The sequence below is a fragment of the bacterium genome (genome assembly GCA_023145965.1).
Lineage (GTDB): Bacteria > UBP14 > UBA6098 > UBA6098 > UBA6098 > UBA6098.
On sequence record JAGLDC010000035.1, the window covers coordinates 32,236 to 48,537 of the forward strand.

Sequence of the window (16,302 nt, forward strand, 5' to 3'; positions counted from 1 at the left end):
AGTTTCCTTAATTTCCTTAAATAACGACCTACCTATAAAAATGGGATAGGAAGCGAGGTGCTTCAGCGCACAATTTTTGTGCGCTGAAATAAAATATGTGCGCCAATATATATTATAAAATACCATACTATATTGATTAGCAATACCTTACAGTTTGGCACGGCCAATGCGTTAATTCTTTGTGTAACAGAAATAAAACGGAGGTAAATATGGATTCTACACTAAAGATATTCGGCTTTTTAATCTGGATGACATCATTGATGTTGTTTTCTGGAGGTTGCGATACTTATATAGTGAATAATGATCCCTACTATCGCGACTGCGACGGTTGTTGGTGCGATAATACACCTCCCCAAATTCCTTATAGTGTCCATTCTATCACTGGAGATAATAGCGTATATCTCTACTGGAATCCAATAACTAGCTGGGATATGGCGGGTTATGCTATTTATCGCGGTTCTTCACCAACCGGTTATTACGATTATATTGGAACGAGCTATTGCGCGAGCTTCACGGATATCTCGGTGCTAAACGGAGAAACATATTATTATGCTATAGCCAGCTATGATAACTGTGGAAACGAGAGCGAGCTTTCCACCGATTTGATTTATGATACACCTCGCCCGGAAGGTCATTCCTGGTATTTGTGGGCATCGGAAAGTTATTATTATGACGGTGGATACGATTTTTCGGAAGGCAACATCATTGAATGGGACCATCCGACTTGCGATGTCTTTTTTGGCCACGATTCCCTGGGCTATTACCTTTGTGCCGCGAACGATTATACTGATATTTTAGACTATGGCCCCGCTTCTAGTCTTTCTGATGTCGATATAGCGCCGGAAACCGGATGGAGCTCAATCGCAGACCTAACCGCAGTCGAAGGGCATATTTATGTGCTTTGGACCGCAGATAACCACTTTGCAGCACTTCTAATTCGAGACATTTCTGGTGAATGCATGACCTTCGATTGGTCATATCAAATTGATACCGGTAATCCCGAACTACGACCATCGAGAAGCGTAGTCGAAAGAAGAAAAAACCGTCAAATCAAAAGAGGTCTTCGTTTAACCTTGGAAGGAGAATAAAATGAAAAAACTACTTTTAATCGTCATTGCTTCGACAGCTCTTTTAATGATGCTTCCAGAAACTGCCTCCGCCAGATGGCACTTTGGATTCGGCGCTTATTATGAAGATTGCGATTGCTACTGGGGAGAACCCGATCCGTGGGATGCTTGGTGGGAATGCCCCTGCTATTGGGATATTTGGGAATGGTGCAGCTGGCATCCCTATTGGATGTGGCCGCGTTGGTGCCGTCGCTGGGTGGAGGCTTATTATAGCCCTTGTGGTAGATATTACTATGTCTATTACGATTACTTTGTTCCGCGCAGCACCAGGATATATGTCGATGGGCGCTACCGCTATCGCTACGATGTGCCACTTGGATCATCTTATAATACTACAGAGAGAATACCCCGCAGAAGCGGCCTCGAACGCCCAAGTGGATCACCTCCAAGACCCGAAACAGTCACCAGAACTCTGGAGAACCTCGGCCCAGAATATAGGATAAAAACTGTCGCATCTCACGCAACACAACCTACACAAAGCTTGAGAAATTCCGGTTCCAGTGTAACACCTATTTCGCCTTCGCGCGAAAGACCTATTACTACAGAATCGATTCTCCCAAAAAGCACAACCGCGCCGTATATCGAGGAAAGCCCTAAAAAAGCTGTTACACTTAAGACCGTTCCGACTTCGATTTCGAGTTCGGTTAGGAACCTTTCAGATGGTTCGTTAACAATAACAAATTCCAAGATTGATAAACCTCGCGAAAAAGATATTTCAACCGAGGATGTTATTGATATACCGGTGAAGACAACCGTTAAATCGGACAATACAGACAAAAAGTCCTATCGCGCTAAAAAAGACGTGATTGAAAAATCATCAAAACAAAAAAACATTAAGGGTATATCTTCGACATCTGAGAGTTCATCGAGTTCCAGCCCCAGAGCTGAGAAAAGTTCTCCTTCGAGAAGCTCTTCTAAATCGATTAGAACCAAGTGATTCTTGACAACTCATAGTTCGTCGAATATATTTATGAAAATGAAAAAAATATGTGAAATATTAATTCTGACTTTAGTCGCTGTGGCTGCCTTCGCCCAGAAACCAGATTCATCGGACTCTATTAGTAAAAAGGCTGCGGTAGTTCGAGATCAGTCAACAGGCGCAATAACTGTCGGTGAACCAGAAACAAGCCTCAGAAGTGCTCCTTCTTCTGCCAAAAACTCCACCAAGGATTCAGATTTCGATCTCGGTGGATTTCTTAAGGAACTTTTCGAGGCAGGGGAATCGACGCCAAAAAAAAGCCAACGGAGCTATGATTGTTCGAGCGACGAGGCCGAAACAAGAACCGCTCCAGCGCCTTCGGCAAAATCTCGAATATCCTCCGAGAGTTCCTCTGCCATTCCTACATCGAAGGGCAAAAGCTACGATACTTTCGAGGACAATAACAATAATGGAATCGATGATCGTCTCGAGGGTGTAAAAACAATCAAAGCGAGTCGGAGTAAGAATTAATCTGGTTAGGCAAAATAAACCCCGCTCAATTAGGCGGGGTCTTTTTCTATTATGAAATTCGTTTCAACTAGTTTTTTTATCCCTTCAAATTGCATCTCCCGTGGGCAAGTTAAATTTCCTAAGGATGAAAGCACCCATGTCTATAAAGTCATGCGTGCTTCTGTTGGGGATACAGTGCGCGCTGTCGATGGCAAGGGACATATATATTGGGTAAAAATCACTCGTGTTGATATTATGCACAGCAGAGGCGAGATAATCGAAACGACAACTACGGAGTTAGAACCACACACCCTCTTCTCGTTAGCTATGGGAACCATTTTACCAAAACGCATGGAAGCAGCTTGGGATTCATGCGTTCAGTTGGGAATTTCAACCCTAATTCCGGTAAGAACAAAATTCTCTCTTTCGCGTATAAGAGAGGATGGAAAATTCATCGATAGGTTAAATGCAGTTGGAAAAAGAGCTATGCTTCAAAGCGGTAGAGCTGTTCATCCGACCGTAGAAATGCCCTGCGAGTTGAGCGAAATTGTTATACACGATTTTAACACCATACTTTTTGGCGACGAGGAAGGTTTGCCTACGCCACCATCAGAAAAACCAAAACTCGGGGAAAAAGTGCTCTTATTAGTTGGACCCGAAGGGGGGTTTTCAGCGGAGGAAAAGAGGATTATCGAACAAGCCGGTGGCGTCGGAATATCACTTGGGCCGAGAAAGTTAAGAGCGGAAACAGCTGCAGTAACGCTTTCTGTTTTGGCCTTAAGGTGGTCGAGGGACATATAATTTGGGTCTTAATAATTTTATAAAGCATCAAATTGTAGGAATATCGCGTTTGCTTAGAAACTTATATTTTAAATAATTAAATTCATGGAGTTTTGATGAGATTTTTTGTTCTGATACTTTGCCTTTTTTTATTCGTTATCTCCGCTTTTTCAGCAGGGATGAACCTACCATGTGTCGGGGCAAAAGCACTTTCTATGGGTGGCGCTTTCCGCGCTATCGCCGACGATGGTTCTGCAGTGTTTTGGAATCCAGCTGGATTGTCTGCTAATGATGCTTCACAAGTAAATCTGCTCGGGCAATTACTTCTGACTTTTTCAACATATGTCGCCGACGACACGCTTATCGCAATAAATCAGCTTTTTCGCGAGGGAACAAACGAAAAAATCGATAAAACCTTTTTCCTTGGGAACGGCTATTTTACTTATGCCCCAAAGAAACTCGAGAGATGGCGCTTCGGCTTAGGTATATATTCCCCTGCCGGAGTCGGAAGCACTTGGGATGTGCTTAAAGAGAACGGCAGCGGTGGAGTAGGAAAGATTAATCCAAGCGAGATGAACTCGATGTTCCCTGATTCCGATTACATTATGAGCACCACTGAATCCTTACCCTATAAGGATTTTCGAGGAACATTGGGGTGTTATTCGATCAACCCTGGAACGAGCTACAATTTAACTAATAAGGTTTCTCTGGGTATATCCGCAATTTGGACCTTCGCAGTTCTAGATATTGGGATACCATCATCAGATTACGATAAAATGCAAACAGATACCGGCGTAGTTTTTCAGGAAGGTGAATTTTCCGGAGAAAGCTACGGCTTTAATTTGGGTGTGCTTTATAAACCGAACAAAAGACTATCGTTTGGAGGAAATCTCAAGTATCAGACAGATTTTTCATTCGAAGGCGATTTAACCGAGACTGTATATAAATTCTACAACGAGGATCTTCACAATCTTGGCTTGTTTATAGGGGACACGATCCTTTCTGGTGGAAAGCTTATCAAACCCCCAGTGCGCGCGTATGCGGAACTCTCGCGTCCATTTGAATTGGGCGTGGGATCAGCTTATAAATTGGGAGAAAAATTAACAATTTCTCTCGATTTGTCATATACTTACTGGTCTTCTGTCGATTCGATAATCCTAAAATCCCGCGAAGGCGAACAACTGGTAACCATGGCGATGCATTGGGTTGATACATATAGAATTTCTGTTGGTGGAGAATATCAATTTTCGGCGCTTTCAGCGCGATTGGGTGCTTTCTATGAACCCAATCCTTCCGTTTTGGATTTTCAGAATCTTTTCATACCAGAGATGAATGACAGAGTTGCCTTCACTGGAGGACTTGGACTACATCTCAAAGATTTTCTTTTGGAATTTTCTGCGGAGACAGAATTCTTTGGAGAGATAATCGCAAGCCCAAATTTTGAGGGAGATTTTCCGGTCAACATCCCGGGAACATACACAGGTAAAGTTGGGGATTTAATCTTATCGGCAACATATATTTTTTAGGTGTAATGAATGTTTGTTGACACACACGCACATATAGATTTCGAGGATTTCACCGATGAGCTTGATAACGTTATCTCGAGGGCATGGGATGTCGGCGTTAGGACAATAGTGATTCCGTCGATAGAGGCGAAAACAATGCAAAAAGCGGCCTCGATAGCTGAAAGTTTCCCCCACATATGGTTTGCCGCTGGATGGCATCCAAGTGATGCGGATTCCTTCGATGAAAGCTTGTTTAAGCATTATCTCGGCCATCCAAAATGCATTGCCATTGGAGAAATAGGCCTTGATTTTTACCGAGAACACACTGAGAAATCGCTACAAATAGAGGTTTTTAGAAAACAACTTGGGATAGCAGCGGATAGATCGCTTCCTGTTATAATCCATATTCGTGAGGCTTGGGACGAGGCTCGAAAGATAATTGATGAATTCCCGGAAGTTGTTTGCGATTTTCATGCCTTTTCGGGCGGGGCCGAGGAGGTTGAGTGGATAGTGCAAAGAAGCGGATATATGGGGCTTGGAGGGCCATTAACCTTCAAGAATTTTAAAAGAAGCGAGACAATCGAAACCATCCCTATGGGAAATATCCTCCTTGAAACGGATTGCCCTTTTCTCGCACCACACCCCCATAGAGGAAATCGAAATGAACCGTCATTCATTCCTTTAATCGCCGATAAGGTGGCTGAATTCAAATCAGTCGAATTGGACAAGGTCGAAATGGTAACAACTGCAAATCTTAAGCGGTTTTTAGGTATTCCGATGCCGATTTCCATTAGCAACAAGAATATTGCAAAAAGATCACTATCTCAGAATTTTTTATGCGATGATAATATTATCAAGAAATTTGTTAGCATCATCAATAAAACAGATTTAATCATCGAAATTGGAGCTGGCAATGGCGAGATTACTTCATATTTACCCGAGAAATCTCTCAATATCTGGGTAACAGAACCTGATTGGGGGCGCATCCCGGCATTAAAAAAGGCTGCGCCGGAAACGATCATTCTTCCAATGAAAGTCCAGAACATCGACCTAAAAGGGCTTTGCTCTTTCGAGGGCAAAAAAGCGACAATAGTCGGCAACCTTCCATATGCTGATAGTTCTCAAATAATTTTTCAAATTATCGAGCATCGTGATATTATCGATAGGGCTATCATTATGATACAAAAGGAGTTTGCCGAAAGACTGTGTGCCTGTCCGGGTTCTAAAAAATATGGCATCCCGAGTGTGCTTCTGTCATTATTTTTTGATGTTAATTATCAATTCGATGTCTCGCCGCATTGTTTTAAACCTGTGCCAAGGGTTGATTCCTCCGTTATATCAATGGTGCCAAGAAAAGAAACACCTGCCCAAAAAGTTGAATACCATTTATTGAAAGACATCATTAAATCTGCATTCTCGCACAGGCGAAAAACCATAGCTAATTCGATGAAATGGGCTTTCGGGCAATATGATCTAATTCCAATCTTGAAGACCGTAGGAATAAATCCCTCGGACAGAGCGGAAAATATATCGCCAGAGAGTTTCGTAAACTTAGCGATAGCCCTCGGAAAGACAGTGCTCTGATGGAATTATTCCTCATTCTGCTTATAATTGCGCTAATCGTCTGGTGGGTTTTGGAATATCGCCGGCATTCTATGAATGTAGATAGAATAAAAATTCGAATCCATGTCAACGGCACTAGAGGAAAATCCTCTGTAACTAGGCTTATCGCTGGCGCGCTTCGCGAGGGTGGAATTCACACGGTTGCAAAAACTACCGGCACAATTCCGAGGCTTATTCTTCCAGATGGCACCGAGGAACCCATAGTGCGTCTCGGCTCGCCAAATATTCACGAACAGGTTGCAATCGTTCGCCGGGCTGTCGATCTCGATGCAGAGGCACTTGTTATTGAATGTATGGCGCTACTTCCAGAGTATCAAGAAATATCTGAGCGCAAAATCATTAAAAGCACCATCGATGTCATAACCAACGCACGCCCCGATCATCTAGATGTGATGGGACCAACCGGACATGATGTAATCGATGCGCTTTGCGGCACAATCTCGAAGGGGAACATCTGTTTTACTTCTGAAAAGGAGCATTTTGACCATATAGAGAAAAATGCCATCGATAACGGAGCGACAATTGTGCAAGCAGTTCCCTCCACTATTGAAAAAACCGATATGGCTGGATTTTCATACATCGAACACGAGGAAAATGTTGCATTAGCGCTTAAAGTGGCTGAACATTTGGGGATTTCTCGCGAAACTGCCATTCGAGGAATGCAAAAAGCGACCCCTGATATCGGCGCATTGACCGTTTATAAAGTTGAATTCTTCGGGAAAGTAGCAATATTCTATAATGCTTTTGCCGCCAACGATCCCGAATCTACCGGTGCGCTCTGGGTCAAGCTTAAACTCGATACAGACCCAACCTTCCCAACAATTGTGCTAGCGAATAACCGTGCAGACCGTGCAAGCCGAACTTCACAGCTTGCAGAAATGTTAGTGGATAAAGTCCATGCTAATTATTATATATTAACAGGAACGAATACTAAGCTTCTCGTCGAGAAGCTCGATCGGCATGGTATGAATATGACCGCAGTTTACGATATGGGTGGAGTGGAGGTCGAAGATATATTCGAGCTTTGCATGGAATTGACGCCCACACACAGTTCCATAGTGGGTGTAGGGAATATTGGTGGTATAGGCAGGGAAATTTTGGCCTATTTCGAGGCAAGAGCTTTGCCTCGTAAAACACACCACCATGACGACAGCGCAAATGGGGTATAAAGAATAAGTTCGTAAGTATAATGCTGTTTTAACCAATTTTCGGAGTTTATTATGCTCTGGTTGTCTGTAGGTCTTGGATTGGTATTATCGCTCGGCTTCGCCGAATGGTTTGGACTTGCCGCTGGTGGGCTTGTAGTCCCGGGCTATATCGCTCTTTTCTGGAGCGAACCACTTAAAGTGGTGGGAACGGTAATTATTGCCATAGCCGCGTTCGGTTCGATAAAAGTAATAAGCCAATACACACTTATTTATGGAAGACGCAAACTGGTTCTAACTGTGCTTATTGCATTTGTTTATGCTTGGCTTTTCAGGGTTCTTTTACAAGGCGAATACGGATTGTTTCTTAATTCTTTCGACCCCATCGGTTTTATAATTCCCGGCCTTTTAGCCTACTGGATGGATAAGCAGGGAGTTATCGATACACTCAGCACTATGGTAATTGCCAGTATTGTCGTCCGGCTAATGCTTATTATTTTTAGAGGAGGTGAGCTTCTTGAAGTGGCACTCCCGACGAGTTAATCTAGGCGCTTTAGTTTTCCTTGCACTCATAGGTATAGCAATCATGGCTATTGTCGAGCTTTCCAAGGTACGTGTGAAGAAACCATATTTTGAAGAGAAAGTCGAAGCCTCTAATCTCACTCAAATAGCTTTTTTAACGATCAACAATACCGGCGGTGATTGTGTGGTAATTGACTCGGTGGTCGATAGGAACGGAACCGGCCTTATCGGTGAGCAGTTCACATTAATTACCACCGATAGAGGAAATTTAACATCTAAATTAACCACAACAAATCCCAACTGGGGCGCGGTAGTTGTCGATATGTTACGCGAAGTTGGTGTTGACGCCGGAGATTACGTCGCCGTGGCATACACTGGCTCGATGCCCGCATTAAATATCGCTGTCATCACTGCGGTGCAAACTATCGGTGCGATTCCAGTTATTGTTTCCAGTGTTGGAGCCTCTATGTGGGGCGCGAACAACCCAAATTTCGCATGGCTCGATATGGAAAATACTCTTTTTGATAAAGGGGTATTCAAGTATAAAAGCATAGCCGCATCTTTGGGTGGAAGAGGCGACATTGGCGGTAATGTCTCTCCTGAAGGAAGAAGAATTCTCCGCGAAATAATCGAGCGAAACTCGATTCCCTTCATAAACGCGGCGACGCTGGACGAGTCGATAGATAAACGGGTGCAAATCTATGAAGAGGCCTTGCCTCAAGAAAAAAGATATTCGGCTTATGTAAATGTCGGTGGTGGTTTAGGCTCTATCGGGAGTGGCCAAAACCTCGTTGCGCTGCGCTCTGGGATCAATATGCGTGTCCCGGTGGGCAATTACTCTCGAAAAGGCGCGATGATTAAATTCGGAGAAAAGGGAATACCGATGATAGTCCTTTCGGATATTAACAATATAGCCGCTCGATACGGCCTGCCGATTGCACCAGAACCTTTACCGGATATTCCTCATGGAGATGTTTATTCCGAACTAAAATATAGATTATGGCTTGTGATAGTTGGCTTAGTATTTTATTTGTCATTGGTTTTTGTTATTGTTAGAGTGGATCTGAAAGGTATAATTTTCAGAAGGAAGAGATAAACACTCTGTCCGAGTTTTGTTTGACATTTTAGGGTATCGAATATACTTTTCCTTTAAATAAGGTTAAAGCAACTATGAAAAAAATTATTATTCTTTCTGTTTTATTTGCATCGATAGCTTTCTGTTCGGGAAGTTATGTGCACGTGGGTCAAATTGACTTATTCTCTATCGAGCAGGCCGGAGGAGGTTTTTCTTCGATTAAGCGAGCAAACCTGGCCACTCGCGCCATCGAAATGGTGATGGAAAACCCCAATTCCTCGACTGATTCTATTCTTATTGCAAATAATGGCAGCCTTGTTACTGTCAATTTTAAACGAACTAGATTATTCACTGTTCATCCCGCTGATACGACCGGAACCGGGCTCACTCAGATGGAACTCGCCGAACGCTGGCGCAAAGCAACAATCGAGGGCATCGAAACCGAGAGGAAGAGATCCATCTCGGCTGGTAACCTCGCCAAATTTGCTCTCGGAGTGCTTTTCCCATTTCTCGTCATAGTAATATATATTTTAGTTCAAAAGCTCTATTCATCACTTTGTAAAAGCGCAATCAAGAAAGAAGGAACATTCTTTAAAGGAATTAGCTTCCGTAATGTAGAGGTTATTCCAGCCAAACTACAGGTCAATATTGTACTTAAGCTATTGGTATTTTTCAAATGGGCATTGCTCACTTTAATCTTCTATGTAATGATATTGGTTTTCTTCAATCTGTTTCCAGCTACCAAGATCTATACCGAGGCGATACTTGAAACAAGCCTACATTGGCTGAGGAATATCGGCAATCTAATGGCCGATGTCCTAAAATTTATCGTATTCAGTCTGGTGTTCTATCTAATCGCCCGAGTTCTATGGGGTTTGTCGGACATGACATTCAGACACTATGCCACTTCTCCCACAACAATAAAGATACCTCAGGCAGCTTTAGAACCTCTTCGTCGCTTAACCAAGATAATTATTGTATTTATCTTCCTTTTACTGCTATTAGCAGCAATTCCTGGGCCGGGGAATTATTTCGCGCTTGTTCTTTTTGTGGCACTTTTAATAGTAACTTCCATAGCCGCAATGCCCTTCATTACGAGTGCTATCGCAGGCTTATCGATACTCCTAACCCGACAGATCAAAACCGAGGATAGAGTGGAAGTCGATGGTATAATTGGCCAAGTTAAATCTATCGGTTTACTCTGGACCACAATCGAGATCGATGAAAATAAAACAGCGATACTAATGAACCACAGTCTCCTTGCTGAAAAAACGATACGCTTTCGAAACGATAAGGTCGAACTATCTGATAATAAAACACCCGGGGATTCCGATAAATGAAAACAATCGTAATGTCACTCTGCCTTTTGTCTATTGCGGTAGCATTTGGAGCGCCAAATTGGGTTTTCTTTGAGGATAAGGGTTTTCAGCGCGGAGGTCGCGCTGAAAAGGAAGCAATATCATCGGTGGAAAATCGAGTATCTCAACGAAGTCTTCACCGAAGAGCACTCAGAGGAAATCCTTTAGATTATGAGGACATTCCGGTTTTTCCAAAATATATCGAACGAATAGAAAATTCAGGGGCTAAAATCCGAGTAATATCGAAATTTCTGAATGCGGTTAGTGTCGAGGCCGACGAAACTGCACTTTCCATGATTATTGAATTACCATTTGTGGAGCATACCAAACCGGTGGCAAGCTTTCGTAGGGATAGGCCTTTCGATCTCCATGAGTCTGTCCCATCCTACGGTGATTATGGCACCAGTTGGACACAAAACCGTATGATTGGCGCCGACAGAGCACACTCTTTGGGGCTAACAGGAGATGGAGTTCTTGTGTGCATCACCGATACGGGATTCAAACTCGATCACCTTGCTTTGGACTCTTCTGAGGTGCTTGGGGCATACGATTTTATTGATGATGATAGTATAGTAAGCTTCGAACCGGGCGACCCAAGTCCCTCAGAATCCCATGGAACCATGACATGGTCGGTTATAGGAGGCTACTACCCCGGCGATCTAATCGGCACAGCTTATGGTGTGTCTGTTCTCCTCGCGAGAACAGAACACTATACAATGGAATCGCCTGTCGAGGAGGATTATTGGATTGCAGCTGGAGAATGGGCGGATAGCGCCGGCGCGGATGTTATCTCAGTGAGCCTCGGGTATTCTGACTGGTACACACCCGATTCCATGACTGGCGATATTGCACCAATCAGCATAGTCGCCGATATTCTTGCCGAGCACGGTATTTGCTGCGTGATATGTTCAGGTAACCATGGGAGTGCTGGCGCGACTAGTGTTACTGTTCCGGGCGATGCTGATTCGGTTATTACCGTTGGAGCAGTTGATATGTATGGAAATCGCTTAAGTTTTTCAGGCCAAGGGCCGACAGCCGATGGTCGAATCAAACCCGAGTTATCGGCTCTGGGAATCGGAGTTAAAGCCGCAAGTAGCAGTGGCATATCGGATTTCAGAACAAGCTCCGGCACCAGTGCCTCCACACCTTTAGTAGCCGGACTCACTGCTCTCATGTTGGAAGCGCGCCCGGAACTCGCGCCGATGGATATTAGGACAGCCCTTATATCCACTGCATCGAACAATGAAACACCGAATAACGAGATAGGTTGGGGCATTCCTGATATCATGGCCGCTTTAAGCTATCCTGTTGGCGGTGAAGCCGCAATACCGATTTATACAGGATGGAATCTCGTTAGTATTCCATTAGCGGACACCATCACCTGTGATGCTGCTTTCCCTGGACACATCGGTGATATATGGCTTTGGGAACCCGATTCCGCCGCTTATATCGAGGCTACAGTTATCGAACCGGGTAAGGGGTATTTTGTGCTTTATGATTGCGACACGCTTCTTATTATAAACGGCGATACCCCCCTTAACTCTATCGATCTCGAACTCTCGTCTGGCTGGCACGCAATTGGCGCTGTGGCTAGCACTAACTCGTTGGGGACTATCGCAAGTCGTTCAACAGCGAGTATTCACAATGATTTCTATCTATTTAGCAAAGACACAGATCAATATAAACAAACAAAGCAATTTCCACCGGGGCATGGCGGATTCCTTCTTGTAACCGTTGGAGGTTCAGTCAGGTTGGCAGAATGAAATTTAGAAGACCATTTATTATAATAGCTGGCGCACTTGCATTATCTTGTAGCGGTGAACCTAAATTATCTGTAGAAGAACCGATTTATACAGCTGGCCAACTTGCGCCTCGAGAGCGGAAGACCGTCTGGTTTAAACTATCTAACGAAGGCGACAAAGAGCTTGTCATAGAAAATATTCGTTCGCTTTGCGACTGCATTGTTGTCGAGCAGGCACCCGAGACAATACAGCCACAGTCAAGCGACAGCCTGAAGGTGGTTTACACTGCGCCGGATAGCGCAGGCCCGGATGAAAGTTACCTTATGCTCAGGACCAACTCAGACCCGAAAAACATGAAACTTGGCATCAAATCGACTGTTCTCGAAGTCAAGCTTACTCGCGAGGATAGCTCGATAGTCATATTCCCGTTTCAGGTTAGTGGTCTTGCCGATGGGCAGAAGTTTTCGCTTGATATATTTCAATACCTTATCGAACATGTTCCGCCGGGTTACACCGCCAAAAACCCTAATGAAATGACCAATAAATTCCGTGACGATCCAGCTTTCGAAAAGGAACCGCTCAACGACGTCGCACGCAAATGGTCGAATCTATTGGGCATACGCTTTGTTGTTCTCGGTGATGCAAGGCCTTCAGTAACCGGCGAGGGCCTAGACCTCAGCATTATGCTTGTCGATGGCACATTCCGTCTGCCTATTGGTAAACGAATTACCGGTATCGAGATGGAAAACGCCTTCAAAGCAACCTCGGATACTATCGCTTACATACTGTCAAATCTTGGTGAATTGGAAAAACAGGCGTTTATTGCAGACCTTCAGAGGAAATGGGCGGAGCAGCGTGCCGCAATGATTGGCAAACCAGCTCCACCGCTGGCCGCTGAAAATATTATTTCAGGAAAAACCATAGGAATAGATAATTTTAAAGGAAGCCCGCTTATCATTCAGTTTTTCTCCTCAGATTGCGATCACTGCGAAGAGGAGATGGAATGGCTTAAAGGGCTTATCCAGGAGCATTCAGATATCGCGGCACTTGGCGTCTCGGTGGATGTCGGCGAAATCGACTCCGTGAAGAATTTTATCAAGGGCAAAGAACTTAATTATCCAGTTATACTTCCGACCGAGGAAAACGAGAAACAACTCGACCCCTATTATGGTGGTGCTACGCCGCAAACGGTCATTATTTCGCCCGAGGGCATTGTTGTCGAGTATTTCATGGGCGCAAATTCCAGAACTTATGCCAAATTTGAGAAACTGCTTATAGGCATGCTTGCCGATAAGCAGTAAAATGATCTATATTAAACACGGGTTTAAGCCAGCTTTTAGAATATATCATTTGAGCATCATAGAATGGAAAATCCCCGGTCTAATGGGATGATAAAATGTGCTAAAGTATTATCATTGGAGTTGAATGGGTATTAGGAAAGCTGTTTTTTCTATTCTTGCATTAACGACTTTGCTTTTCGGGGCGGACAAATGCATTCTTTCGGGTTTCGTGCGTTCGGCGGCTTCGGGTGAGGCTATTGCAGGGGCGAATGTATATATTGAAGGGGAACCTTTTGGCGCGGCAGCAAATATATATGGTTATTATACTATAACCTCGGTGCCATCGGGTGGGCCACACAACCTTATAATTTCGGCGATTGGTTATGCACCTCAAAAAATCCAAATAATTTGTGAAGGCAAACCTTTACGTAATGATTTTGAGCTAATGTTGCAAGCTATTAAGGGTAAGGAGATTGTTGTCCAAGCACAGAGGGTTGGTGGGATGAAAGATCCTTATATTGGACATATGCTGATCAAAAGCGATCTTATTCGTCATGCACCGGTTCTTGCCGAACCTGATCTTTTCCGCACACTTCAGATGTTACCCGGTATAACTTCCATCTCGGATTTCTCAAGTGGGCTTTATATATGGGGTGGGACGCCGAGTGACAATCTAATACTTCTTGATAACATAGAGGTTTATAATCCGACTCACCTTATGGGCTTTTTCAGCACATTTATTGTCGATGCTGTGCGCGAGGCCAACCTCGTCAAAGGTGGTTATCCTGCTAAATGGGGCGGGAGATTAGGTTCTGTTTTAGAGGTAACCAACAAGGATGGTAACCGAAAAGAATTCCACGGAAACGCGGAATTATCGCTTTTATCCGGCAAGGTATTCCTTGAAGGTCCTATAAAAAACGGAAGTTATGTTATCGCTGGGCGAAGGACTTGGATCGATGCTGCTACAGCCCTTCTCGAGCGCAACGACATTATGGATGAAAACTTGCCATATTATTTCTACGACCTTCAGGGAAGGTTCAATCGTGATCTCGGCAATAGAGATAAACTCTCTTTTAGCTTTTATTGTGGCGATGATGTTTTTGCTATCGAGGATGATGAGGATGAAGCTCAATCTAGCGATTCCATGATCTATAGCGAAAATGAAAATGACGATTTCGAGTATCGTTGGGGCAATTTGACATTGAGCACACAGTGGACACACATATTCAGTGAAAAGCTATTCAGCCACATGGTTTTAGCAGGAAGCAAGTTTAGAACTAAACTCGATTCCGATGCCGATGATATGGAATTGAACGACCGAATTGGGGACCTAACACTTAAAGGCGATATGTCCTATGCTTATAATGAAGAGCATTTTTTAAACTTCGGTGGTATGGTTAAATGGCGCGAGGTGAAAAACTATTTTAATGTGCGCGAATTCGACGACGAGGGCATAGCTACCAGCACATTCGAGATGAACGATTACACTGGAGCTTCATTGCTCGCAGGCTATATTCAAGATGAATATAGCCCGAATATACAATGGAAAGTTCAAGGTGGTTTTCGTTTAGAATATGCTACAAACGGTGGTTATTTTACAATTGGGCCAAGGCTTTCGGGGCAAAGGCTTTTAGATGATAAAACTACGCTAAGAGCAGCTTACGGCCATTATTACCAATATATTCACCTTATTAATCCGCTGGAGGAAATCGGCATAGCTACATTCGATAGTTGGGTGCCCTGCAATGATGATCTTAAACCAGCGGTTTCAGATCATTTCGTTTTGGGGATGGAAACAGATTATCTTCCGGTTCATATATCGATGAATGCATATTTCAAGCACATGAACAGACTCATAGAATCGCGCGACGAGGTTATTTTTAACAGCGATGGTGACATCGATGCTCGTTTCCATATCGGCACAGGATGGGCTTCGGGATTTGATATTTCTATAGAGGGCAAAATAGGGCAATTCGCTGGTTGGGCGGGTTATGCCCTTGGATTTACCATGCGTAAGATGCCTGGAAAAAATGGCGGTGAGTTCTATCCGCCAAAATACGACCGACGCCACAGTTTCAAGTTGTATACTGCTTATAAACCATCGGATCGTGTCACACTGGCTGCGTCCTTTAATTATGGAACTGGACAGCCTTCTACTGAACCTATCGATTTTGAAGAGGAGGTGTTGGGCGGTTACAAATATTATTGGCCGATTTGGGATGATAATGCTTACCATAATGGAAGATTACCGGATTATCATAGACTGGATTTGAGTTTAAACTGGGTAGCCTATACCGGCAACTGGAAGCTTATCCCGTATTTCCAGATATTAAATATCTACAATAGGAGCAATGTTCTTTTTCGGGAGTGGGATGAGCCTATGTATGACAAGATTGAAGCAGACGATAGCTGTATGCTACCTTTCTTGCCAACCTTTGGTATCAGGGCAGAATTTTAACCTGCCTTCACATATTGACCTTGGCAAGACGATCTTTTCGCGTTATACACCAGCGCTGTCGTTGCTATTTTTTTTAGAGGAGATCATTCTTTTAATATTTTAGGTTGTTATAAATTGCAATTTTTTATTAAATACTTATAGATTGGCGTTGACTTTTTTGTTAAAGGCCTTTAATTTATATTTGATTAGAGTTCTTCGATTGGGATAGTATCTATCTTGATTTTTGGAGAATTGTTTAGTTATGCTATTAAAACCATT

The 16,302-nt window shown here is 43.6% G+C and carries 13 protein-coding genes; all 13 read left to right on the forward strand.

The window, feature by feature from the left end; translation table 11 throughout:
• The first annotated feature begins 209 nt into the window (after window positions 1-209).
• On the forward strand, window positions 210-1,088 hold the full coding sequence (locus KAH81_03690) for a hypothetical protein (protein ID MCK5832754.1): 879 nt from the start codon (window positions 210-212) through the stop codon (window positions 1,086-1,088).
• Window position 1,089: 1 nt separating this feature from the next.
• Window positions 1,090-2,064: a hypothetical protein gene (locus KAH81_03695; GenBank protein ID MCK5832755.1), complete on the forward strand. Its 975-nt coding sequence runs from the start codon at window positions 1,090-1,092 to the stop codon at window positions 2,062-2,064.
• 39 nt (window positions 2,065-2,103) lie between these two features.
• Window positions 2,104-2,577: a hypothetical protein gene (locus tag KAH81_03700; GenBank protein MCK5832756.1), complete on the forward strand. Its 474-nt coding sequence runs from the start codon at window positions 2,104-2,106 to the stop codon at window positions 2,575-2,577.
• 51 nt (window positions 2,578-2,628) lie between these two features.
• Entirely contained in the window at window positions 2,629-3,357 is a 729-nt protein-coding gene (locus tag KAH81_03705) for a 16S rRNA (uracil(1498)-N(3))-methyltransferase (protein ID MCK5832757.1), read from the forward strand.
• Between the two features lie 95 nt (window positions 3,358-3,452).
• The gene (locus KAH81_03710) at window positions 3,453-4,862 is read left to right on the forward strand and encodes an outer membrane protein transport protein (GenBank protein ID MCK5832758.1); all 1,410 of its coding nucleotides are present in this window, start codon (window positions 3,453-3,455) and stop codon (window positions 4,860-4,862) included.
• Between the two features lie 9 nt (window positions 4,863-4,871).
• Complete coding sequence (gene rsmA / locus KAH81_03715; protein ID MCK5832759.1) at window positions 4,872-6,425, forward strand: ribosomal RNA small subunit methyltransferase A; 1,554 nt, start codon at window positions 4,872-4,874, stop codon at window positions 6,423-6,425.
• Window positions 6,425-7,633, forward strand: coding sequence for a poly-gamma-glutamate synthase PgsB (gene pgsB, locus KAH81_03720; protein ID MCK5832760.1), 1,209 nt, complete (start codon window positions 6,425-6,427; stop codon window positions 7,631-7,633). The genes rsmA and pgsB overlap by 1 nt, the downstream gene beginning before the upstream one ends.
• Before the next feature lie 51 nt (window positions 7,634-7,684).
• A complete protein-coding gene (gene pgsC / locus KAH81_03725; protein ID MCK5832761.1) occupies window positions 7,685-8,152 on the forward strand; it encodes a poly-gamma-glutamate biosynthesis protein PgsC in 468 nt (155 codons plus the stop codon).
• Window positions 8,127-9,227, forward strand: coding sequence for a poly-gamma-glutamate system protein (pgsW, locus tag KAH81_03730; GenBank protein ID MCK5832762.1), 1,101 nt, complete (start codon window positions 8,127-8,129; stop codon window positions 9,225-9,227). The genes pgsC and pgsW overlap by 26 nt, the downstream gene beginning before the upstream one ends.
• A 74-nt stretch (window positions 9,228-9,301) precedes the next feature.
• Entirely contained in the window at window positions 9,302-10,546 is a 1,245-nt protein-coding gene (locus KAH81_03735) for a mechanosensitive ion channel (protein ID MCK5832763.1), read from the forward strand.
• On the forward strand, window positions 10,543-12,327 hold the full coding sequence (locus KAH81_03740) for a S8 family serine peptidase (protein ID MCK5832764.1): 1,785 nt from the start codon (window positions 10,543-10,545) through the stop codon (window positions 12,325-12,327). The genes KAH81_03735 and KAH81_03740 overlap by 4 nt, the downstream gene beginning before the upstream one ends.
• Window positions 12,324-13,607: a DUF1573 domain-containing protein gene (locus KAH81_03745; protein ID MCK5832765.1), complete on the forward strand. Its 1,284-nt coding sequence runs from the start codon at window positions 12,324-12,326 to the stop codon at window positions 13,605-13,607. Before KAH81_03740 ends, KAH81_03745 begins: the two co-directional genes overlap by 4 nt.
• Window positions 13,608-13,731: 124 nt before the next feature.
• Window positions 13,732-16,044 carry a TonB-dependent receptor gene (locus KAH81_03750; protein ID MCK5832766.1) on the forward strand — a complete coding sequence of 771 codons (2,313 nt, stop codon included), beginning with the start codon at window positions 13,732-13,734 and terminating at the stop codon, window positions 16,042-16,044.
• Window positions 16,045-16,302 lie beyond the last annotated feature (258 nt).